Source organism: Shewanella sp. 553, from assembly GCF_059338375.1.
The window spans coordinates 232,127-255,513 of sequence record NZ_CM181701.1 but is presented as its reverse complement, the minus strand read 5'-3'; the positions used below and the strand labels follow the sequence as shown (position 1 = coordinate 255,513).

The window sequence follows — 23,387 nt, the reverse complement described above, 5'->3', positions numbered from 1 at the left end:
CCCGGCTACCACCCCCTAGATGGTTCTCACTCTTTTTCGACTTTCTCTGACAGCCCACTTTAAATAACTATGAAATTAATGACTAAAACATGCATCTGTATCTGTTTGATTAGCTGTTTCTCCACTCCATTAACGGCAAGTGAATACCAATTTGGCGGTTTTCTTAAAACAAATGCGCGCTTTGTCGATGGCAACATCGCTTTTCAAGACAGCTGGACAGGCGGTGGCAGCGTCACTGATGCCACTAAGAGAACCCAGTTCAGTGCCGCAGAGAGTCGCTTTAATATGGGGATCGAGCATGGCGATGTCATAGGGTTTGTGGAAGTCGACTTTGCAGGGTCATCGCAAGGCAATGCGGTGTTTTCTAACTCCTATAGCCCGCGCCTTAGGCATGCCTATGTCGAATACCAAGGTGTTACCGTAGGGCAAACCTGGTCAACGCTGGTCAACAGCAGTACGTTTGCTGAAACAGCCGATTTAGGTGGCCCGCTAGTTGGCCAAGCGATGGTGCGTCAAGCGCTGGTCAAATTAACCAGCGGACATTGGCAACTGGCATTAGAAAACCCCTATACCTATGGCACTCAAACAGAGACAAAAACCACAGATAAGCAATGGATAGAGACTGACAACGACTATGTGCCCGATGCGATTATTCGCTATAACCAAGGCGGGGATTGGGGCAACGTCTCACTGTCGAGCTTGTTTCGGTATTTAGATCCCGAAGACACAGCCCAATTTGGTGCTGGAGTGTCGCTCGCCGCCAAGCTAAACACCTTCGGCCGTGATGATATTAGGCTGCAACTGCATTACGGCAACCTTGGCCGTTATGTCGGTACCGATGCGGCGCGTGACATAATAAAGGGTGAATTAGAAACAACCACAGCAGCAATGCTGGCTTATCGTCATTTCTGGACCGAACGCACGCGTTCAAGCTTATTTTACGGCCGCACAAAAACCGATGTCGAAGCCACTGACCGCGCCCATATTGGCCTCAATGTTTTTACCAATTTAACCCCAGCGTTAGTACTGGGCTTTGAAGTTGGCCGCTATCAAATCGATGACACCATCAGCTCATATCATGAAACGGCTCCGGCACAAGGTGCCTCTAATTACGTCCAACTCAGCATGCAGTTTCATCTGTGATCGCGTGGATAGGTAAGATTATTCGCGAGCTGAGTCACGAATAATTTTGCTGTTAAAAATGCGGCGTGATCCAATTCACCTTTACGACAAACCAATCACTTTATTGTTAGCTCAAGCACCAATTTACAAGCAAAATACCGCAGCGTTGCGGCACTAAAAATAGGATAGGAATGATGAAACTTAAAATGATGTTTGGTATTGCAGCACTAGCATCAACTGCTGCAGTTGCCCAAGGGCCACAATGTAACCACGCCCAACTCCCTTACCAACAGATGACGCCAGTACCATACGACAGCACACCATATGTTCCGCAAGACACTATGCCTGAGCAGTGCAGCAACCCTGAAGTTGAAGCCTATATTGCCGCTTGGGAAGCAGGTAAGATTGATTTCAACACCATTCAAGCCAACGACAGCATCCCCATGGATCAGCGCTTCTGTAAGACCTTGGATGACGACGGCAATATTCTAGAAGTTAAAGACTGTGATCGTACTAAGTCACCAGTTGGCTATATCTGGAAAGAGCTGTCAGACAGCCCTGTGGTTATTGGTATCACCGATGGTGGCAAGTCAGATCACGCACCACATTTTCATGGTCAACCTGAGTGTTATTACGTCGTTAATGGTGAAGGTCAAACACTGGCCGATAATAAGTTTAATAAGCTAGGCACTGGCCAATACTTTTACATTCCAGGCGCTACCATTCACAACACCCCTATCATGTCTGATAAAGGCTTAGGTGTGATGTATTGGTATCCAAACAATGCCCATTTCGATGGCTTTAAATATTACTGGCGTAAAGACGTTAAAAACCTTCGCGTTGCCGAAGAAGCCTTTGACCGCGTAGATGCCATCCGTAAGCGCGATCTCAACTTAGGCATACGGCACTAACGAAGCTTTCTTTAAAAAGTAACCAGCCGCAATAGCATTACACCATGCTCTCTAGGGGCCGATTGTCAATCGGCCCCTAAACTTAGCTCAATATCACAAACTATCGGTTTTAATCTACTTAATCTTGAGCTCTTGCCGCAACGTAAACACTCAGTAGGTGTCTCAACGCCCTATCTTCGACTTCAATATTTGCCAGCCATAACCATGTAGCTTTTACCCTAGCAGGCTAGTGATGGCTATTTTTTTATCAAAATAGCTTAATAATTCATCTAGATATTATTCAGTTTTCGTTCAGTTCACTTGAAATACTATTACCTCAACGAAAGACGGTAACACTTTATTTCATCAAGGAGCATATTATGAATAGCAAGAAATTAGCCTTAGCAGCCGTTATCACCGCTGTATTATCAGCACCAACCATGGCCGCAGATTGGTTCATCGGTGGCAGTGTCGGTGCCCAGCAAAATACCTACAAAGGGACCGCGCTGGGGGTCGATCCTGAATTTAATAATGATTATTTTTCTACTAAAGAGCGTGAAAACGACGCCGTATACGAAGTCAGAGCGGGCGCTTACTTAAATGATAATAATCGCCTCTATGCAACTTATTCATATAACTCTGACGACTTAGCCAAGCAGCAAAGTTTGTTGCTCTCATATGACTACCTACTTGGGCTTGATGCCAGCAACAAGCTGAACTGGTTTATTGGAGCCACGGCGGGCGTTAATCACATCAGTCCAGACACCTCATATCTATCGTCAAAAGACCGTTTTGTTTGGGGTGGTCAAACGGGGTTAATGTATAAAATTAACGATAACCTGAGCTCAGAAATTGGGTACCGCTATCTCAAGCAAGACTACGATATCGGGATCAGCACAGATGCAGGTTCGGCCTCCTTCTCACTTGATGATAGCCAGCAAGTTTACTTGTCTGTTGATTACCGCTTCTAATCTAGAAGGGGTTTCCACACAACGCCGTTATCTATGGATAACGGCGTTGTGTTATACGTCATTCAGATAAATTCCCCCTTAAATTGTGTGCCAATGGCAGAGATATCGCTTCCCGCGCTTTCAACAGGTCAAACCGAGCAGCATCGCAATGGCGAAGCTTATCTCGTTAAAATCCCTGCAAAAATGTAACTCATGGCACTCAGGGGGAAAATAAACGATGTTTAATTGAATTCTTGGTTACTTTTTGGACAATTAGTATAAATTAGCTATTCACTGTCATGGCGGCGCTGATAGAATCATAGACCCATCCAGAAACTATTAGGACTCCCGATGAGCCTTGAACTACTGTCCAAGCTGGAGACAAAAATCCAAGCTGCACTCGAAACGATTGAGCTACTAAAAATGGAGCTCGAAGAAGAGAAACAAAAGAACAGCAGCCTAAGTGAAAAGAACCAACAATTAAGCCAAGATCTTCATTCATGGAATGAAAAAGTCACTGGCCTTGTGGGTTTATTAAATGACGAAGTGAGCGAGTAAATTCACTCACTAACAGCGAAGACCTAAACCGTCTTCGCTTCGTTATGTTGACGCTCGATTAACTGATTCAACTCGACAATGGCTTGCTTCACTCGAGGTAAACTTTGCCTTGGCAGTAAAAATCGTCCTTTGTCGAACTCCAGACGACCCAAATCTTTTACCCAGATAACACCTGACACAAAAATACGCGCATGTTTTACAATGAGTTTTGGGGCGTAAACCGGAAAAAATCTCATAAGACCTCCAAGCAAACGGCTCTGCGTTATTGTAATTATTGCTAAGTTTGACCTCATAAAACCGCAGTAAGTTTCCTCTCAATTCATCTTTTTTGCTCATTGCGGCAACACATCACATAAATACAAAAAATGTTCTTTGCTATCAGCCCACTATTTAGATCCGTCTTTTAATACCATAGGTATAATCCAGTATTGAATAGACACAAAAAAAGGAGCTTAAAAGCTCCTTTTGATGATTTACCGTTACACTTATTTAAGCGTGGTTAGGTAAAAAGCAATGTCTAACAGTTCATCGTAAGATTTAATTGCCCCAGTTTCGACACGATACTTACCATTAACCACTAACGCAGGCACGCCAGATAACTGAGCGTTTTCAGTTGCACGTTTCATCTGCGCCATCTGCGCACTCACCATAAACGAGTTAGCCGCTGCATCAAACTCTTTGCCTGATATGCCATTGGCAATAAACACTTGGCGAATATCATCGCGAGTAACAAAGCGTTGCTTCTTGTCATGAATGGCAGCAAATAGCGCTTGTTCAATCTTATCTTCCACTTTCAACTGATGCGCAATAGCGAATGCACGCGACATTTCTGTGCCCATTTCACGGCCAATAAATTCCACGTGATTTTGCTTAAACACGACACCCTCGGGGAGGTTAGCTTTAATCTGCGGTACCTGCACTTTGGCAAAGCTATAACAGTGAGGGCAATAAAATGAGAAAAACTCGGCAATTTCAGGCTTAGCTGTCGCAGGACCTTTATTTACCACAGTGTAATGCACACCCTCTTTATAATCGGCAGCCAGTGCCGCCATAGGGGCCATTAATAATGCCAATGCTACCAGTAACGCTTTTTTCATGATGATTCCTTTTGGGTGCTAACGCACCATCGACAATAACAATAATTTTGCACATAACATAATGTGCTTTGGAGTGTACCTCAAGCGCATTAGTTCATTTTTTCTGTTACAAGATACTCACTTATCCCTAATTAATATTGTGGAATTAAACTCAGAGGAGGCTCATCTAGCAGGGCCAACTGCTCTTTAAAGGCCAAAATTTGCTGCTCCCAATACCGCTCCTCGGCGTACCAAGGGAAATTCATCGGAAAGGCGGGATCTTCCCAGCGGCGACTGAGCCAAGCGTTATAGTGCAGCATTCTCATGGCGCGAAGCGGCTCAATGAGCTTAAGTTGGCGTTTATCAAATTCGCAAAACTCTTCATAGGCTTCAAGCAAAATGTCGAGTTGTAAGGTTTGTTGCTGCCGATCACCGGCTAGCATCATCCACAGATCTTGCACCGCAGGGCCCATTTTGGCGTCATCGAGATCGACAAACCCCGGCCCGTCAGGGGTCCACATAATATTACTCGGATGCAGATCGCCGTGCAGGCGCATCGATGTTGCATCCACTTCGGCCCATAAGCGTTTAGCCTTGGCAAGCACTTGCTCCACTATGGTGAAGTAGGCCACCTCTAAACTCGGTGGCACATGACCCGAGGCCTTAAGCCAAGCGAGTGACTCATCGCCTAATAATGCAGGGCTTAAGGTTTCGCGGTAGGTGAAGGTGTTGGCTTTAGCGTATTGATGCATGCGCCCGACAAAGCGTCCCACCTCTTCGAGTTGCTCCAGGTTATCCACTTCAAAGGCGCGCCCCCCCATCGACGGAAAAAGCGCAAACCGGAAACCTTGATAATGATGTAATGATTGCCCCTCGATAAGCACTGGCGTGGCGATGGGGATCTCTTGCTGGGCCAGCTCGGCGGAAAACTCATGCTCTTCTAAGATCTGTGCATCGCTCCAGCGCTCGGGGCGGTAAAACTTAACCACGTAACGAATTTGGCGATCACAGCGAAATTGATAGACTCGGTTTTCGTAGCTATTGAGCGCTAGCAACCCAGTTTCTGGATAAATACCCAAAGACTCAATCGCATCGAGAATTAAATCAGGGGTTAATGCTTGGTAGTGAAAACCAGCAGGGGTTGACGCATCGCTCATCGAGAAGACTCCAATAATGTCACTAAGTACTCTAGCACTTCAAACTCTTCATCTAACTCAACCGAAAGCCAGCAGATATCGCCGTAAAACTCATAGTGTAGCCCAATAAGTGTGCCTTCAAACTCTAACTGCCACTGATGCCTATCGGCCCCCCAGTGGCGCTCAATGACTCGACAATCCAACCTTTGTACTAGCGGAGTCGCAAAAGCCTCAAACTGATCAAAATCAATGTCGCCATTAATCATTAAGCTCTTTGCATTTTTATCGAGTGAATAGTTCATGGTGTCGGTTGCTCGAAACGGTCACATTGAATGCTTCCCGCCTCGTCCTCTTTACATTGATAGCCACATTGATAGGCACCCTGACCCGATTGACTCAACCTTGCCATTCCCGCCCCTTTGGCGAGGCACTGCTCTAGCTGATCATAATAACCGGCAATATAGGGGGCTAACTCCCCTTCGCTCACCTTATCTTGCTCGGGATAATAAAATAATGTCCATTGCGGCACTTGAGTACATGCAGTCAATCCGAGTAAGAGCGCGCAGCTGGATAATACGAGATAACGAATTTGCATAAATGCTCCAAATAATGGCAAATTGACATAAATGTTCCAGACATAACGTCTATTTGTTTCCATCCATGGCAAATTGACATAAATGTTCCAGACATAAAAAAGGCGACACCTGTTCGCCTTTAACGTCAATATAAATGCCAGTTTACACGGCTTATGCGCGTGTTGCAGTAGATTACTACGATGCTTTAGCCTTGGCTTTTTCGATACGCTCCATACGCCCTTCAAAACCGGTAATAGTGCCATCGCTTAAGCCATAATCGATAGCCGCTTGACACAACTTTAATGCGCCATCGTACTGACCACTATCATTGAGCAGGGTAGACAACTGCATAAAGCCTGTGCCTTTTTCTTTATCTGGAGCGGCTAAAGTGGCAAAAAGTGACTGATAGTCAGATGACAACTGCGCCCCATATTCACGGTATTGCTGCTGCTTGCGTTGCTTATAACACTCACCTATCACCTGCAATAAAGCGTTATGTTTATCGGTAGTTGCACTAGCACCACGGTAGTCATCTAGCGCCTTGGTCAACTTTTCGTTAGCCCAAGATTCATCGGCGAGAGGTAATTTTTTATCATCTGGCTCTGGCTCTGGCTCTGGCTCTGGCTCTGGCTCTGGCTCTGGCTCTGGCTCTGGCTCTGGCTCTGGCTCTGGCTCTGGCTCTGGCTCTGGCTCTGGCTCTGGCTCTGGCTCTGGCTCTGCAGCGAGGGTAACCGCTTCGCGCTCTGTTACAACAGGAGGAACGGTCTCTATCGACGCGGATTCATCAGAGGCTGCCGCATCGGCGTTATCGGCTGGCGTAGTGGTTGGCACCACAAGGTCCTTATCTTCGCCCGACACGATCTTTTCAACAGGCTGCTGTGCTTCCTGCTGCTCCTCTTGGGCTAATCGCTGTGCTCGTCTATATAAGAATATGCCGACAGCTACTAGCAAAATAATGGCTATATATTTCATTATCATCCACCGTTGGTTGATCGCGCCTCATGTACGGGCTGATTTTAGTTTACAAAAGATGTACAGATAGTAACCGATATAACGCATCGATTCTCTTGCTATAAATCAATTATTTATACCTCTTTTTCGCTCGGGTATCAAAAAGTGGCGCCCAAAATGCCATATTCGGCTTAAGTTTGTCGCTTTACATCGCAATATTGATGTAAAGCGACACTAATCGCCCTTATCTTTAAAGCACTATTTTGTGCGCACCTTCATAAAATCGATGATGATTTTTGTGTTCGGCATTCGCTCGCGCTACTCTCAATATAACCTAGCAAATAACTCGGGTATATCGATGGACGACATGCTGCTCAATGGTAGATTGCAACGTGAGTTTGAGACCATAAAGGCGATGGTTCATATTTATTGCAAAGCTCACTGCCAAGCAAAAGGTAAGCTGGAAGCCTGTCAGCAATGTCAGGCGTTCTTGGCCTATGCACACACTAAACTCGACCGCTGCCCTTATGGGCAAGCCAAGCCGACGTGTAATAAATGTCCGATACATTGCTATAAACCAGAACTAAAAGCCAAGGCCCGCCAAATCATGCTTTTTGCCGGACCGCGCATGCTGCTGCCCCATCCCATTATGGCAATACGCCACTTGTGGTCCGAACGCGCGGCGGTGCCAAGTCAGCCTCCTGTAGCAAGCTCGAATCGCCACCTGAGAATGGCGCAACAGAAACGTCAAGACTAACTTCGCCAACAACAAGAAACCGTAGCTTTAACGCCTCAATATTAACGCTCAAAAAAAGCACAATTCACTTGCGAAGCTCCCTGAATGCGTTGATGATAGGCAAATGACCTACAACGACTTTTTATACGAAGGCTATTGGTGGCTCTCTCTAATCGGTGGACTGCACTGTATTGGACTGGCCATCTATGTTCGTCATATATATCGCGATAACCACAACAACCATAAGCTATTGGGGGCGATATTTAGCCTGCTAGCTCTGTACTTTTTAACCGGGCTTATCAGCAAAACCAACACTCCACTGCCCTTACCCATGTTATTTATTCTGATTATTCCGGTGTATTTTCTGTTGATGCCGCTGTTGTACCTGTATTGCTACCGCAGCCTGCATAATATTAATCGCGACGTTCGTTTATCGGGTCACTTCTATCCGGCAATAATTCTGAGCATATTGATAAGCCTGTCTTTTATTTTAGATAGCAACCTTTCCCTCAATGTTCAGCACGTTAACAATATTAGCCTCGTTACCTTTTTAGGTGCTCTGCTGCCAGCACTACTAAGCTTGCAAGCCCTTATCTATTTCTATTTGATCATCAAGCTGCTCAATCAATTTAAAGGACGTTCGCGCCGCGCCCATCAAAATAGCCTTAATGATATTAAATTTAGGTGGCTACTGGCCTTAACCTTTGCCATGTTAATTAACTGGCTCGTTCGAACGGCACTGGTCATATTACCCTTTTATTTTGGTGACCATGTCTCTATCACCGCCCAAGCCATCACCCGCTTATGTTTATTATTAACCGTCTATGTTTTGGCCTTATATGGACTTAAACAGATCACCCTAGCCGCCTACCTCAGGGGCAGCCTATCATCTAAAATGGCGCATCCCAGCCGACCACAAACCAGTCAACAACTGCTCGATGCCGAAGAGCTCAATTATCTGCAACATATTTTAAAAGCGGACGATACCCAGGACACCGACGCAAAAGAACCCTAACTCTGTTGCACAAAAACCATTTTGAGTTAATGTATCCCACGGCAACTCAGCCACTTAAAACAATAATGACAAATGCACAACTGAAGGGATCAAGATGGGAAGAGTCAATAAACTCACCGTACTTGCGGTGATCTCCGCCGGACTAATGGGATTAACAGGCCAAACTGTTGCTACCGAACGTACTCACCACATTACTAACAACGATTTTTTTGATATAGCTAACATGGGTCATGTGCAATTAAGCCCAGACGGTAAACAGGCTGTGTGGTTAGAGTCTCGCTGGGATAAAGCATTAGACAAAGCCCAAAAAGATCTGTGGCTAGTCGACATTAAATCACGCAAAACCAGCCGCCTCACCTTCACCAATGAAAGTGAATCTAGCCCACAGTGGAGTCCAGATGGCCAATATATTTACTACTTAGGTCAGCAAACCCACGAAGACAAAATAGCGCCATACAACGGTAAAGCCCAAGTCTTTAGACTGTCGATACAAGGCGGCGACACCGTCCCGGTGACCAAAGAAACCGAAGGCGTTAAGGCGTTTCAAGTCGGCCATGATGGTCATAACCTCTATTTCTTAGCCAATAAAACCACTACCGAAGCCGATGATTGGGCCGATATGCGTGCCAGCCACAGCGCCCCTAAATATGGCCATGGTAAGATCACCACCAACCCATTGTATAAGCTGGATCTCGAGCATTATCAGCAATCATTGCTACTCGACGACGATAAAGTGGTATGGGAGTTTAAGGTGAACCAAGATGCCAGCCAAATTGCCCGCATCACCACTGCCGATAACGAACTAGTACACTTAGAAGGTTGGTCAAACCTCGAGGTATACAACACCCGCACGAACAGCAATACCCTACTCCCCGACAGCGCTTGGCGCCAAGATGCACCATCGCCTTATGGTTGGTTACTCGGCCTCGACTGGCACGCCAACAACCAACAGCTGGCCTTTCGAATCGATTTCGATGGCCATCCGGGTAAACTCTTTGTCGTTACACCACAGCAAAAACAGGTCAAACCGCTAGAAATTAAACGTAGCGGCGATATCACCCTCAATGGCAGCGACATTCAGTGGCGCCCCAATAGTGATGAGATCTGTTATCGCGGTGCCGACCATGGCCGCGTTAAGCTATTTTGCACCGATATCAACCAACAACTGCAGGGTGATACGCGCACGGTGATCGCCGGCGATCTGGTGATGGGCAGCTACAGCTTTAGCCATGACGGTAAAAAACTCGCCTTTAACCACAACGGACTCGAGCATTTTAGCGATCTGTTTATTGCCGATGCCGCCAGCAAGAAAGCCAAATATAAGCGCATCACTAACATTAATCCGCAAGTCGACAGCTGGATTTTGCCACAAATATCTGTGGTCAAATGGACCGCGCCAGATGGAACACAAGTCGAAGGCATCCTCGACTTACCCGCCAACTACAAACAGAGTGACGGACCACTGCCGCTAATAGTCCAACTGCATGGCGGCCCAACGTCTGCGACACCGTACGCCTTACAACATCGCTCCTACGGCCGCTCAACCTTTACCGCCAATGGCTGGGCACTGTTGTCGCCTAACTACCGCGGCTCGACAGGCTATGGCGATAAATTCTTAACCGACCTTGTAGGCAAAGAACATGACATCGAAGTTGCCGATATCCTGTCGGGAGTCGATCACCTTATCGCGTTAGGCGTTGCCGACGGTGACAAAATGGCGGTGATGGGCTGGAGTAACGGTGGTTATCTCACCAATGCGCTTATCAGTACCACCCAGCGCTTCAAAGCGGCAAGTTCTGGTGCAGGGGTGTTCGATCAACGCCTGCAATGGATGCTCGAAGACACCCCAGGCCATGTGATTAACTTTATGCAGGGTTTGCCTTGGGAAAAACCCGACGCTTACACTCATGGATCCTCGCTCACCCATGCCAATAACATCAACACGCCGACCCTAATTCACATTGGCGAAAACGATCAACGCGTACCGCTGGGCCATGCCCAAGGGCTATATCGCACCCTAAAACATTACCTTAATGTGCCTGTGGAGCTGTTGGTGTATCCCGGTGAAGGCCATGGACTGAGCCACTATCAACATCGCCAAGCCAAAATGGATTGGGACCAGAAATGGTTCGAACACTATGTGCTGGGTAAAGAGCAACCTAAAACGGCTAAGTAAAACCATGACACAGCAACTGGCTACCAGAATGAATGGGCTGAACCTTAGCTGACAAAACTCAATAAAAGCGCTTTTATAGGCGCTTTTTTCATCAAATAGCATTCAGTTTTTAGCTATCTGTGCGTATGCTAATAAGCATCCACATCAATAGATGAGAGTTAGCCAAGGGTTGATAACACAGATAATAGGCCAAATATTTAGCCTAGCGCGATTCATCCCATGCAGAAATGACAACCTTAAAACAGGTTGTGCGCTGGCTTTTAGCATCGCCGCTGTACGAAACGAATATTGATAACAGTGGGTATAACCGTATCTAAATAAAGGAGTGCATCATGAAGAAGTGGATATCACGTTTAACCGCTAGCTGTTGTGTCATTGTTGGCTTACTGTTTGCCCAAGCCTCATTTGCCGCCGATAGCTACAGCGAAGCACTAAACAACTTTAAAAAAGCCCCAGACACCCAACAATTTTTTAATAGCGCCTATGGCTACGCTATTTTCCCCACCGTAGGTAAAGGCGGCATAGGCATTGGCGCAGCCTACGGCAAAGGGCGCGTCTATCGTGGCGGCGTGCATACCGGCGATACCAGTTTGTCGCAACTGTCGATTGGTTTCCAACTCGGCGGTCAGGCTTACAGCGAAATTATTTTCTTTAAAGACGCCAAAGCGTATGAAGAATTTACCAGCGGTAGTTTCGAGTTTAGTGCGAATGCATCGGCGGTCGCGATTAACGTCGGCGCCAATGCCCAAGTGGGCACCACAGGTAACTCGGCTGGTGCGGGGCAATCGGGCAGCAACAAAGCTGCAAGTGCCTCATACATCAATGGCATGGCGGTATTTACCGCCGCTAAAGGTGGCTTAATGTATGAAGCGGCGCTTGCTGGACAATCCTTCACTTTTGAGCCCAAATAGTCATCATCTAACAGGGGAGCCAGATGGCTCCCCCATCTATTTAAACTTCTTCCCATCTGGCTTATGGTTTTCAGCTGAATTAGTTTTTAGTTGAATTGGTTTTTATTGATTGATGGTAGCGTTAACCTTCATCGTTTTAAATTGCTTGCCGCAGGCTATTCGTGCAGGTACTTCTGTGACACGCCGCAAGTACAATCCCTGTAGGCTCTGCCGTGACATCCATGTCACGGAAGGTCACAGCCGCACCTACACCGACTTATCTATCTCTTCGATTTTGCGTTACAGGTGTCATTCAGGGCATTAAAAGCTAAATTATTTTTGGACAAAAGTGTGTTGGCCTTCGAATGAAGGTTGAGGCATTTTGCGTGATTGGTTTTTAGTTAACGATGGTAGCGTTAACCTTCATCATTTTGAATTGCTTGCCGCAGGCGTTTTTCGTGCAGGTGCTTCTGTGACACGCCGCAAGTACAATCCCTGTAGGCTCTGCCGTGACATCCTTGTCACGGAAGGTCACAGCCGCACCTACACCGAGTTCTTAATCTCTTCGATTTGACCTTACTAGTGTCACTCGGACAATCAAAAGCTAACTTATTTTTGAACCAAAGCTTGTTAGGACTAATGTTCTAATTGGTATGTTTCAGATTAATATTTGTATAGATTAACGCCGCCAACACAGGCGAGCGGCAGCGAGTCCAGCCAGCTTGCTGGCGTTTGTGATTGGCCTTGTTATGAATTAAATTAATGTAACAATGAAAGAGGACACCGCAAAAAATAATGAAACAATAGAAACGTACAGACTTAACTTGGAACAAAACATTTCGATTTTTCATCTATCTATTCGGTTGGAATCCAAGGTATTATCATCATGTGATTTATAAAACCCTCATCCAAGCCTCATACTCTTTATCATCCTATCCTAGCTCTTCATTATATTTCGATGGCTCGTACTCTTTGAAAGCTCTGTTGTATACTCTAAAGCTTTCGCATAAATCTTTATTGTTTGAGTAATATACAGTTTTTCGCTTCCTCTCCATCTGAGCTAATTCTTTATTACCACGAACAAATTTAATACCTACTATTGGACGGCTCCATTTCCCCAATGATTTTTCTAGATCAGTGGCTGTAACACGCTCAAATGAGTTGCTGCCCATTTTTCTCGCTAGCATCTCACAATCTAGTTTTTCAGATACAGAATTTGCAATACTTAAAAACTGACAGTACATCTGTTTGTGTGGATAGCAAACGTAGTCATCATATGAAATAAAAAAGTAATTAAGATATATATTCACATCATGGATCATTTTCATTGTGCACTCTCAATTTTTATTGCATAACGCCCACAACATGAGTCGGAATGCAGCGACAAAGCCGCAGAGTGGAGGTTCAGTCCCGCAGGGGCTAACGTGGTTGTGATTGTTATGTGTTGTTTAACTCTGCGATTACCCATGGAAATGGCTCCTCATATTGAATGGCAAGCAGCTCATCCATAATTTGGCTATATTGAATAGTTTGCCACCTTTGTTGCTCTTCATGCTCGTTAATCAATCTCAATGCCCACATATGGTTGGGAACAATGATTTGAGTCGTCGATGGGTCAAATCGGTATCCTTCGGTCTTAATTCTCCATTCTCGCTCCCAAGTAAAATCTATTGAGGGCGGCTCATATCTCATATGCCTCCAGCTATTTTCCTCAGAAAGGAGGGAGTAGTCGCTTTCTGGCTGATAAAAAACAGGCCGACCACCAAGGGCGAATATGTGTTCTTTGGTCGTATAGATTCCAAAAGGAGAATAAGGTGTATAAAAAGTTGGATTTAACAGGCCGCTTCGTAAACTTGACATCGGCGCTTCAGAGAAACAGACACAGAGCGATCCATCTCTAATTTTCTTTCTTGAACCGTGAACTTCGCATTGCCCAATAATACTCAGAAGATTTTGATATGCATCCTCCTCATTTTCCCCCTTAGTGAAGTGAATCAGAATGTCTGACATATCCTCTCTCATTCGCGATCTCCTGACACATAACAGCTTATTGAATAGCAGCTCAATAAACTGCCTAAAATTTAACTTACAGCAACTATGCCACGCTAATACATTGAAATAAAGCGACAAAGTTAACATCAGTTTCAATAAATTTGAATGAGTCGCACGCATAACTTAACAAGTTGATGTAGAGGTCTCTACAACAAATTATTAAATCACAACAATTCAACTAATTATAAAATTGCAGGCAGTTTATCGAGCATAAAAAACAGGTTTTTTGCTCTGTTTTCTAGCGCGCATCGAACGTGGCGAACGTTTGTTAGCTTTTGAACTAGCGGCTCACACCAAGTGAAGCTAAATCGAAGAGACAGAATAACCCGGTGTAGATACGGCTGAGGGTATCGAAAACAGGGACGTTTTCGTTAAGCGGCCAAGGACGGCGAAAAGCGCCCCGAAGCAGTATCTGCACATTAGCCTGCTGCAAGCAATTAACTCACATTGAAGGTTCAACCTTCACCACTTCCAATAAATAAAAATGCAGCCAGCCGCTACTCAAGCAAATGTCATTGTTCTTCATGCCAAGGCCCAACAAACTTTGGGGCAAAAACACGTTAGTTTTTGATTTGCTATTCGCTCCAATTGAAGCCAAATCGAAGAGGCGTTAGAGATCGGTGTAAGCGCGGTTTTGGCCTTCGAAATCATGGCCGAAAATGTTCCAGACATTTTTCGGCATTCCCTCCGTCCTTGGAGGTCAGATGATTTCGCAGAGCCCACACGGACGTGTTCACAACGATATCCCTATCTAAAAGCCAGTTCGACAATCCCTGTCTCTCGTTCGTTAGCATGAAGCGACGCTTCACTCACCGAGCCAAAAGAGCGCTTGCACATTCCCCGCCGGACAGGCGATTAATAACAGTGAAGGTACACCTTCAAACACACCCAACAAATAAGATTCAGCCCAACGCTACTCAGCTAAATAAAAAATGCCAAACCTTCATTCCAAGGCCACGGCTATTCATGCCCCCAAGGAGCTGGCGGCAACGCTACCGGCTTGCTCAAATCAAACTCCACCTTAAAATCGCGATTTGCTCGAGTTAAGCGATACATAAAACGGGTATCGGTGATCCCCATGTGCCACACATTGGTGACCGACTGGCTAAGGCCATTTTGCTTGAAATTATCGATAGAAAATTGATCAACCGGAAATGATTGCAGCTGGGCACTGCCACTGTCGATGGTGTCGCCACCATACATAGTGACCTTATCTTCACTGCCGTCTTGATGGCGGTGATCGTGCTTTAATCTAAGCCCGGTGTCGGTTTTGGTGATGACCCAAGTGCGTGAATGATCCTCGCCGACATGAAACGGCACTTTTAACTCATTATCACTACACTCACGCACATGCATGACTAAGGTTTTGCCGCTAAACGCCGAATCGGCGCTATTACCTGCAGTGACAACGCCCTCAAAGGCCTTGCCACAATGTGCGGCGATACGGTCAAAAAACGCAGCTTGCTCAGTGCTTACAGCGATAGCGGGGATCGCGAACATGGCCGTCATAATAAATAGAGGTAACTGTTTTTTCATTGTATTTCTGCTCTCCATTAAAGTAACAAAAAACAGTACCACATTCATATAAATTAAAACTGAATAAAAACTGCCCCGATATATCTGAGATCCTTATTCGGCAATCACGTATAATCTTGGGTCCAACATCATTTCTTAATCAATAAACCCCATCCTATTATGAGTAAATACACCGCGCCGACATTTTCGATTTCACTGCTGCACCCAAAATATTGGGGAGTACTGACACTCGTGGGCACTAGTTACCTTTGCAGTCTGCTGCCCTATTTCATCCAGATCCGTATGGGCAAAATGCTCGGACGTCTGGCTATTCGTTTTATGAAAAGTCGCCGCAAAACGATGGAGCGCAACTTAGCCCTTTGTTTTCCAGACATGAGTCCGGATAAGCGTGAACAGCTGGTTAAAGAGAATATCGACAACACGGGGTTAGCCCTGTTTGAAACGGGGATGGCGTGGTTTTGGTCTGATGCCAGAGTGGCAAAGCATGTGACTATTAAGGGAATGGAGCACATAGATAAACTGGCCGCCGAAGGTCGCGGTGTGCTGTTAGTCGCGGTGCACTCACTTAATCTTGAGCTCGGTGGCCGCGCATTCGGTCTACACATACCGGGCATGGGCGTATATCGACCGAATAACAATCCCTGTTTTGACTATTTTCAATATAAAGGCCGCTCTCGTGGCGGGCATGCGTTAATCCATAGAAAAAATATCAAGTTTATGCTGGAGTCATTAAAAAATGGCGAGCGTCTCTGGTATGCACCGGATCATGATTATGGCCGCCGCCGCTCAACCTTTGCCCCGCTGTTTGCCGTTGAAAAGGCCTGCACCACAACCGGCACCAGTATATTAGTCGATGGCTCCGACTGCGCCATTGTGCCGCTAGTAATGGTGCGCAATAACGACAAAGGGGATTACACCCTAACGGTAAAAGCGCCACTGATTAATCAGTTTCCCAAAAATGATCCCGAGGCCGGCGCTCATTTTATTAATAAAATTGTCGAAGCTTCGATCATGGAAGCCCCAGGGCAATATATGTGGCTTCACCGCCGCTTCAAGACTCGTCCAGAGGGTGAAGCCTCGCTATATTAATCCTTGTAGGTTAATCAAACCAAGCGGCGGTTTTTTCTGCCGCTTGGCTTTTGACATGGTCATCGACATACAGACTCACCATGGTCAGCGCGGCGGCAAGCGCACCTAAATCATCGGTAAAACCGACCAGAGGTGTTAGGTCGGGTATCGCATCTATGGGGGCGATAAAATAGGCTAGCGCACCAAAAATAATGGTCTTGGCCCATTTAGGGGTATCGGGACGCTGCGCGGCGTAGTAAAGCCATAGGGCTTTTTCTATCACGTCTCGACCCGCTTGCTTGGCAAACAGCTTCACCTTATGCCAAAAGCCTGCATCACTATAGGTGTCGCTGCCATCATTGGACCCGTGTTGACTCATGGAAAGCTCCTTAAAAAAATAGGGCAATATCGATGATATTCCCCTATTTTGATGCATTTGACTAGGTCTGTGACCTAACTAACGTTGATGCTTTGGCGTAGTACCCCAACCATTTTTAACCGGCCGCTTAGCCCCTTTGCCTGCGCCTTGCCCTGCAGGGGCCGATTGGCCTGAACCGCTTTTATGGGCCGAGGGTTTCCCCTTGGCTTTAGGTTTACCTGCGTTAGGCTTGCCCGCTTTATCCATACTCTTACGCTCATCAAACTGATCGGCCGAGAAGCGAGTCACGGCTTTTTTACCTGCTGGCGTCTTGCCCTTAGCAGGCTTAGCCCTAAAGCCTTGACGCTCTTGGCGGGTTTCTGCCGGCACTAAGCAATGGGCGCCGCTACCGATCAACTTCTCTTTGCCCATGGCAATTAAGGCTTCCCGGATCATCGGCCAGCCAGCAGGATCATGGTAACGCAGCAAGGCTTTATGCAGCTTACGCTGACGACCGCCCTTGGGTACTTGCACTGTTTCGCTGGTATGTTTCACATTTTTAAGCGAATTGAGCTCAGTATGATAAATGGTGGTGGCGTTCGCCATCGGCGACGGATAGAAGTTTTGCACTTGATCGAGCTTAAATTTTTGCCCTTTAAGCCACAACGCCAAGTTCACCATATCTTCATCTGTGGTGCCTGGATGCGCCGAAATAAAATAGGGGATCAAATACTGCTTCTTGCCCGCCTCGGCCGAATACTTATCAAACAACTCTTTAAACTTGTCGTAAGTGCCCATGCCGGGTTTCATCATCTTATTGAGCGGTCCCTCTTCGGTGTGCTCGGGGGCAATTTTGAGATAACCGCCCACATGATGACTGGCCAACTCTTTAACGTAGCGTGGATCTTCGGTGGCTAAGTCGTAACGCACACCCGAAGCAATAAGCACTTTTTTAATGCCCGGCACGTCACGTGCCGCGCGATACAGATCGATCGTCGCCTGATGGTCGGTGTCCAGATGACCACAGATGGCCGGGAACACACAGGACAAACGACGACAGGTCTTTTCGGCTTTTTCGCTCTTACAGCCTAAGCGATACATGTTCGCCGTCGGGCCACCCAAGTCAGAGATCACTCCAGTAAAACCGGGCACTTTCTGCTGGATATCTTTGATCTCTTTAATAATAGAATCTTGCGAGCGGCTCTGAATAATCCGCCCTTCATGCTCGGTAATCGAGCAGAACGAGCAGCCACCAAAGCAACCACGCATAATGTTAATCGAGGTCTTGATCATGTCATAGGCGGGGATCTTGGCATCGCCATAGACAGGATGCGGCACCCGTTGGTAGGGCAGATCAAATACGCCATCCATCTCGTCGGTGTTTAATGGCCATGCTGGCGGATTGACCCAAACAGCCCGTTCGGCGTGAGTCTGAAATAGCGCACGGGCACAACCGGGGTTTTGCTCTTGATGCAAGATGCGCGATGCATGGGCATAGAGAAACTTATCTTCGGCGACTTTTTCATAGCTGGGCAGCAACACATAGGTATTTTCCCATGGCTTAGGGCGCGGCGGTTGTACCGTAATAGGCTTAGGCGCATCGTTGTCGAACACCTTAACATCGCTCGGGCCAGAGAGGTTTTGACAGCCCACATCGTCGGCGCCGTAAGGATTGGGGATCGGGTCGATTTTATGCAGTTGATCCAGCTTACGCGAGTCCATGCCTTTCCAGCCCGGCAGCGGCTCCTTACGAATCACCGTGGTGCCGCGCACATCATGGATCTCACTGATAGACTCACCCGCTGCGAGGCGGTGCGACAGTTCAACCAGCGGACGTTCGGCGTTACCGTAGACTAAGATATCGGCCTTGGCATCGAGGATCACAGAGCGACGCACTTTATCTGACCAATAGTCATAATGGGCGATACGGCGTAAACTCGCTTCGATGCCACCAATCACCACAGGCACTTGCTTAAAGGCTTCTTTGCAGCGCTGGGTATAAACAGTGACGGCGCGATCGGGGCGCTTACCGCCAATATTACCCGCGGTATAGGCATCATCGTGACGCAGGCGACGCTCGGCAGTGTAACGGTTGATCATCGAGTCCATGTTGCCAGCGGTCACACCAAAATAGAGGTTAGGCTTGCCTAACTTCATGAAGTCATTTTTATTCGACCAATCGGGCTGCGAGATAATGCCAACGCGAAACCCTTGCGCCTCAAGCATACGGCCAATCACCGCCATACCAAAACTGGGGTGATCCACATAGGCATCGCCTGTGACAATAATAATGTCACATGAATCCCAGCCCAGTTTAGCCATCTCTTTGCGCGACATAGGCAAAAAAGGCGCCGCTGGTTCAGTACGGCCCAGATACTTGGGATGAGTAAATAACGTGGATTCAACCTGCATGAATAATACTGCCTAACTATCAAACCAATAAATAAGTGTAGTCACTCAGGGAGATGCCCCAATAGACCAAGCCATGTGCGCCAATTACCGCAGCGAGGTAACACTCGCGGCGCAACCTTAAAAAAGACGCGGAGTATAACAGCTACCCCCTCATTATTGCGACCAAAAAAGCAGCAATCCGGTAATATTACGCGCCAATAATAAAATAGCCAATATTAACCACAGACAGCGTAAGGATAAGGATCCAGGTTAATAATACCCCCCAAAATCGCCCCCAATGATAACCCCCTTGCCCCAAGGTTAATCCCAGCGCGTGCAACACTCTGGCTAGCAGCCAAATCAGCCCCAAAAGATGCACATATGCTTGCGGTAAACCGTTAAGCTCGGCCACCAGCAGCAACATCAGCGCCATAGGTGCATGCTCAATCAGGTTACCGTGCACTCGGTTGGCAAGGCGCAATGTGGGCTGACCGCCTGTGCCTAAGCCAACCTTTAAACGACGCCTTAGTTTTACGACTCGCAATGCAAAATAAACCGCCATTATGGCGGTTAACCCGATATATAAACTGGATACTATGACCGACATTGTCTCTCCTCGTGGTGAATCTTCACGCCAATCGTACAGCGCAGAGTAGTTAGCTTACGTCAGCAGGCCGCTTAATTGTAACTTTAAGGTTAATTCCCGCGGCGGCATCGACAGCGATAGGCAGTAAAAACTTACCAAGCCGTTAACCTTTTTAACCTAAGATGGGGTAAGATGCGCTCGATCTAGGGTCACCCATCGGTTTTATCATCATGGAACAAACAAGTGGATAGCGAAGAATTTATAGAAAAGCGCAAATTTATCATCAAGTTAGGTAAGTACCTGCATAAATTTGGCACCCCAGCTTATCGCTTAGAATCTCACCTTCAGAGCATCTCAAAGTTATTGGGTATTGAAGGCTATTTTCTCATCTCGCCCACCTCGATGACCTTTGTATTACAACATGATGCCGACCAAGAATATAACCATGTGGCTCGTGTCAGGCCCGGCGATCTCGATTTAGGCTCACTGGCACGAACCGACGAGTTGGTGGGTGAGCTGGTATCTGGCAAACGCACCTTACAAGAGGCCACCGACCGACTGGAAGAGATTGCTAACAAACCTAGCCCTTACGGCACCCTATTAACCTTATTGGCGTTTGGCTGTTCGGCGGGCGCCTTTGCTATGTTAATGGGCACCAGTTGGCATGACGTATTTTGGTCGGCGGCCCTGGGGCTCATGGTGTATGGCCTCGTTTACCGCGCCGAACGCTCGACACGTATTGCCGAAGCCCTAGAACCTCTGGCAGCCATTTTATGTGCCATCGTCGCCTGTGGCATCGCCTATTTTGACCCTTTTATTAATATCCCGGTGGTGATTCTGTCGGGCATCATTATCTTTGTCCCCGGGCTGGCGTTAACCCTGGGCTTGGCCGAATTGGCCGCGCGAGATTTAATCTCCGGCACCGCGCGTATCATGGACGCGTGCATGCTGCTGTTTAAGCTCTATTTTGGCGCCATATTTGGCATGGTGATTGGCTCGGCAATCTTTGGTGAAACCATCTATTTTGAACCCGATCCCTTGCCTCGTTGGGCCATTTGGTCAGCGGTACCCATCTTGTCGATGGCGCTGGTTATCATCTTTAAGGCGCGTTTAAAGGATGCCGCTTGGGGGGTGTTTGCCGGTATTATCGCCTTCTTTTCCGCCATGCTCGCGGGCATCTACTTGGGCGAGTCTATCGGCATCTTTTTTGGCGCCTTGGCGGTCGGGATCTATTCCAACTTATATGCCCGCTGGATGAAGGCTCCCGCTTCCATTGCACTACTGCAGGGGATCGTTATCTTGGTTCCCGGCAGTAAAACCTATATTGGTCTCAATACCCTCATATTGGGTGAAACCATGCTCAACCAATCCCATATTGGCTCACAAATTTTCTTAATTTTTATGTCGCTAATCGCCGGGCTGATATTTGCCAACGTGGCCGTACCACCGCGCGGAACCCTATAGCCTATGCACTATGCTGATACATTGCGCCGCATGTATCAGCATTTGCGTAAATAAAATCATTACCTTATTTCAATTCCCAGCTTGACTAATACTGACACTGGGTGTGTTATTAAAATGTATCTTTTTTGTGGTCACGAGATGCTTTAATCATCACATAACAATAAGGTGGGTCGCTCCATGCCATATGTCGCTCGCTGTATTGCGCTATTAAGTTACCTGCTGCTAGCCCCGCTGCATGCAGCTATCTCCCCTGAGCCGACATCTGCGCCATCGAATACTCAAGCAGGGTTAGCCAACACAGCACAAACCGATCCCCAAACGGTAAAAACCCCCATCAACAATATTGTCGTGGTTAGCCACGCCATATTCGATGAGTCCGATCCAGATGCTTTTTTTATTCACCGTTGGGCCAATTATCTGCACATCAATACCCGCGAGTCGACCCTACTGAGTAAACTCAGCTTCAATGTGAATGACGAGGTGTCACAACAAGATATTGAAGAAGCACAGCGAATTTTAAGGTACGAGCCTTACATTCGCGACGCCAAGATAACGTTTGCGCAGCCCGACCCTGATGCGGCGCCAAGTGACCCAGGAAAAACCGTATTAGTGGAAACCTGGGATAACTGGTCACTGCTGCCCACATTTAGCGCCAGTAGAAGTGGTGGTGAAAGTAAATTTTCTATCGGTATTAAAGAAGATAACTTACTCGGTTACGGCATCCGCACTCGTTTGAAATACAAATCCAGCGCCGATCGCAGCGGCTACCAGCTGGCCTTTCAAGCCCCCATGGATGACTGGATAAGACGCGCCACTCTCTCGGCAAACTTTTACGATAACAGTGACGGTGAAGCGGCCATGGTTGACTTCACCAAGCCGTTTTATACTCTTGACGATACCGATATGTACTCAGGGCGTTATATCAATGATTTACGAACCGATACTCTGCGCCAAAATGGGGTTGATGTGGATCAGTTTGAGCATCAAATCAATTTCTATAATGCGCAATACGGTTGGCGCCTCAACAAGGTCAATGACTGGCGTTCACGTGTATTAGTGGGGATCACTCAAGATCAACACACCTTTAAGCATATCGATACCTTTGTTGACGGCCCGCTGCCACAAGACCGAGATTATCACTACCCTTGGATAGGCTATCACTATCTGCAAGATGATTTTAAAGTGCTCAACAATGTCTACCTGATTAACTATAACGAAGACATTAACCTTGGTTGGCAACACTATGTCAGCCTGGGTATCGAAACCCAAGACACTAATGACAGCTCCCCTGTGGGTTATCACATCAACTGGCGATCATCGAGGGGATATCAAAGCCAAGCACAATTGCTACTGATGAGTATCGATGGCGAAGGCGTGTTTGCCACCAGCCAACCCGACTACTTTAAGGTGAATACGACAGCGGAATACTTTTATAAGCTGTCACCTAAGTGGACCGCTTATGCCAAGATGCGCTTGAGCGCCTCACAAAACAACTACCTCGATCAAACTTTTGCTCTGGGTGACAACACAGGCGTACGGGGTTACCCCAATGATTACCAACACGGTGATAACCAGTGGTTAGTCACTGCCGAAATTCGTAACTACCCTAATATTAATCTGTATCAACTGGCCGAACTTGGTTGGGCGGTATTTAGTGATTATGGCCATGCCACAGGCGGAACCGACCAAGATAATGAAGAGTCCGGCCCCATAGGTAGCTTTGGCATTGGGGCGCGCATTTACTCGTCGCGGTCCAGTTATGGCAGTGTGGCCCATATCGATTTATCAGTGCCCTTTACCAGTGGCGCCGAAGTCAACAGTTGGGAATGGCGCTTTCAAGTAAAACAGCATTTTTAA

22 protein-coding genes and 1 pseudogene are annotated in these 23,387 nt (G+C 47.0%); 11 read left to right on the top strand and 12 right to left on the bottom strand.

The annotated features are described in order from the left end of the window. The first annotated feature begins 69 nt into the window (after positions 1–69). From AC5YBZ_RS01255 to AC5YBZ_RS01240, 4 genes and pseudogenes are all read left to right on the top strand, one after another. Positions 70–1,143: a DcaP family trimeric outer membrane transporter gene (locus AC5YBZ_RS01255; protein ID WP_494520305.1), complete on the top strand. Its 1,074-nt coding sequence runs from the start codon at positions 70–72 to the stop codon at positions 1,141–1,143. 170 nt (positions 1,144–1,313) lie between these two features. Further along, a pseudogene (locus tag AC5YBZ_RS01250) lies at positions 1,314–2,055 on the top strand (cupin domain-containing protein). A gap of 337 nt (positions 2,056–2,392) precedes the next feature. After that, complete coding sequence (locus AC5YBZ_RS01245; RefSeq protein ID WP_494520307.1) at positions 2,393–2,983, top strand: outer membrane beta-barrel protein; 591 nt, start codon at positions 2,393–2,395, stop codon at positions 2,981–2,983. A 330-nt stretch (positions 2,984–3,313) separates the two neighbouring features. After that, positions 3,314–3,520, top strand: coding sequence for a cell division protein ZapB (locus AC5YBZ_RS01240; protein ID WP_110459054.1), 207 nt, complete (start codon positions 3,314–3,316; stop codon positions 3,518–3,520). A gap of 23 nt (positions 3,521–3,543) precedes the next feature. Here AC5YBZ_RS01240 and AC5YBZ_RS01235 read toward each other — a convergent pair whose 3' ends face one another. The 6 genes from AC5YBZ_RS01235 to AC5YBZ_RS01210 all read right to left on the bottom strand — a co-directional run bounded on the left by AC5YBZ_RS01235 (position 3,544) and on the right by AC5YBZ_RS01210 (position 7,279). Further along, a complete protein-coding gene (locus AC5YBZ_RS01235) occupies positions 3,544–3,756 on the bottom strand; it encodes a DUF1107 domain-containing protein (RefSeq protein WP_475515211.1) in 213 nt (70 codons plus the stop codon). 249 nt (positions 3,757–4,005) lie between these two features. Continuing rightward, complete coding sequence (locus AC5YBZ_RS01230; RefSeq protein WP_475515212.1) at positions 4,006–4,617, bottom strand: thiol:disulfide interchange protein DsbA/DsbL; 612 nt, start codon at positions 4,615–4,617, stop codon at positions 4,006–4,008. A 131-nt stretch (positions 4,618–4,748) separates the two neighbouring features. After that, a complete protein-coding gene (locus AC5YBZ_RS01225) occupies positions 4,749–5,753 on the bottom strand; it encodes a serine/threonine protein kinase (RefSeq protein ID WP_494520308.1) in 1,005 nt (334 codons plus the stop codon). Continuing rightward, positions 5,750–6,034: a DUF3630 family protein gene (locus tag AC5YBZ_RS01220; RefSeq protein WP_494520309.1), complete on the bottom strand. Its 285-nt coding sequence runs from the start codon at positions 6,032–6,034 to the stop codon at positions 5,750–5,752. The genes AC5YBZ_RS01225 and AC5YBZ_RS01220 overlap by 4 nt, the downstream gene beginning before the upstream one ends. Next, positions 6,031–6,327, bottom strand: a complete 297-nt coding sequence (locus AC5YBZ_RS01215) for a hypothetical protein (protein WP_494520310.1) — start codon at positions 6,325–6,327, stop codon at positions 6,031–6,033. The genes AC5YBZ_RS01220 and AC5YBZ_RS01215 overlap by 4 nt, the downstream gene beginning before the upstream one ends. Positions 6,328–6,502: 175 nt before the next feature. Beyond that, the gene (locus AC5YBZ_RS01210; protein ID WP_494543315.1) at positions 6,503–7,279 is read right to left on the bottom strand and encodes a hypothetical protein; all 777 of its coding nucleotides are present in this window, start codon (positions 7,277–7,279) and stop codon (positions 6,503–6,505) included. A gap of 337 nt (positions 7,280–7,616) precedes the next feature. On the opposite strand from AC5YBZ_RS01210, the gene AC5YBZ_RS01205 reads away from it, so the two are divergent. The 4 genes from AC5YBZ_RS01205 to AC5YBZ_RS01190 all read left to right on the top strand — a co-directional run bounded on the left by AC5YBZ_RS01205 (position 7,617) and on the right by AC5YBZ_RS01190 (position 12,096). Next, positions 7,617–8,015 (top strand): nitrous oxide-stimulated promoter family protein, encoded by a 399-nt coding sequence (locus tag AC5YBZ_RS01205; RefSeq protein ID WP_475517061.1) that lies wholly within the window; start codon positions 7,617–7,619, stop codon positions 8,013–8,015. Between the two features lie 103 nt (positions 8,016–8,118). Beyond that, entirely contained in the window at positions 8,119–9,009 is an 891-nt protein-coding gene (locus AC5YBZ_RS01200; RefSeq protein ID WP_494543314.1) for a hypothetical protein, read from the top strand. A 94-nt stretch (positions 9,010–9,103) separates the two neighbouring features. Next, positions 9,104–11,185, top strand: a complete 2,082-nt coding sequence (locus AC5YBZ_RS01195; RefSeq protein ID WP_494543313.1) for a S9 family peptidase — start codon at positions 9,104–9,106, stop codon at positions 11,183–11,185. 332 nt (positions 11,186–11,517) lie between these two features. Then, complete coding sequence (locus AC5YBZ_RS01190; RefSeq protein ID WP_494520314.1) at positions 11,518–12,096, top strand: lipid-binding SYLF domain-containing protein; 579 nt, start codon at positions 11,518–11,520, stop codon at positions 12,094–12,096. Positions 12,097–13,007: 911 nt separating this feature from the next. Here the strand turns inward: AC5YBZ_RS01190 and AC5YBZ_RS01185 are convergent. The 3 genes from AC5YBZ_RS01185 to AC5YBZ_RS01175 form a co-directional block, all read right to left on the bottom strand. Continuing rightward, positions 13,008–13,403 carry a hypothetical protein gene (locus AC5YBZ_RS01185; protein WP_494543312.1) on the bottom strand — a complete coding sequence of 132 codons (396 nt, stop codon included), beginning with the start codon at positions 13,401–13,403 and terminating at the stop codon, positions 13,008–13,010. Between the two features lie 109 nt (positions 13,404–13,512). Continuing rightward, the gene (locus tag AC5YBZ_RS01180) at positions 13,513–14,097 is read right to left on the bottom strand and encodes a hypothetical protein (protein WP_494543311.1); all 585 of its coding nucleotides are present in this window, start codon (positions 14,095–14,097) and stop codon (positions 13,513–13,515) included. Positions 14,098–15,087: 990 nt separating this feature from the next. Next, positions 15,088–15,636 carry a hypothetical protein gene (locus tag AC5YBZ_RS01175; protein ID WP_494521676.1) on the bottom strand — a complete coding sequence of 183 codons (549 nt, stop codon included), beginning with the start codon at positions 15,634–15,636 and terminating at the stop codon, positions 15,088–15,090. A gap of 186 nt (positions 15,637–15,822) precedes the next feature. On the opposite strand from AC5YBZ_RS01175, the gene lpxL reads away from it, so the two are divergent. After that, positions 15,823–16,752 (top strand): LpxL/LpxP family Kdo(2)-lipid IV(A) lauroyl/palmitoleoyl acyltransferase, encoded by a 930-nt coding sequence (gene lpxL, locus AC5YBZ_RS01170; RefSeq protein ID WP_494524229.1) that lies wholly within the window; start codon positions 15,823–15,825, stop codon positions 16,750–16,752. Positions 16,753–16,762: 10 nt separating this feature from the next. Here lpxL and AC5YBZ_RS01165 read toward each other — a convergent pair whose 3' ends face one another. The 3 genes from AC5YBZ_RS01165 to AC5YBZ_RS01155 all read right to left on the bottom strand — a co-directional run bounded on the left by AC5YBZ_RS01165 (position 16,763) and on the right by AC5YBZ_RS01155 (position 20,087). Next, positions 16,763–17,110, bottom strand: coding sequence for a YkvA family protein (locus tag AC5YBZ_RS01165; protein WP_475515554.1), 348 nt, complete (start codon positions 17,108–17,110; stop codon positions 16,763–16,765). Between the two features lie 78 nt (positions 17,111–17,188). Further along, positions 17,189–19,501, bottom strand: a complete 2,313-nt coding sequence (locus AC5YBZ_RS01160; protein ID WP_494520318.1) for a YgiQ family radical SAM protein — start codon at positions 19,499–19,501, stop codon at positions 17,189–17,191. 187 nt (positions 19,502–19,688) lie between these two features. Next, positions 19,689–20,087, bottom strand: a complete 399-nt coding sequence (locus AC5YBZ_RS01155) for an MAPEG family protein (protein WP_494520319.1) — start codon at positions 20,085–20,087, stop codon at positions 19,689–19,691. Positions 20,088–20,309: 222 nt separating this feature from the next. On the opposite strand from AC5YBZ_RS01155, the gene AC5YBZ_RS01150 reads away from it, so the two are divergent. Together AC5YBZ_RS01150 and AC5YBZ_RS01145 are read left to right on the top strand one after the other, a co-directional pair. After that, on the top strand, positions 20,310–21,530 hold the full coding sequence (locus tag AC5YBZ_RS01150; protein WP_475515551.1) for a threonine/serine exporter family protein: 1,221 nt from the start codon (positions 20,310–20,312) through the stop codon (positions 21,528–21,530). 177 nt (positions 21,531–21,707) lie between these two features. After that, entirely contained in the window at positions 21,708–23,387 is a 1,680-nt protein-coding gene (locus AC5YBZ_RS01145; protein ID WP_494543310.1) for a BamA/TamA family outer membrane protein, read from the top strand.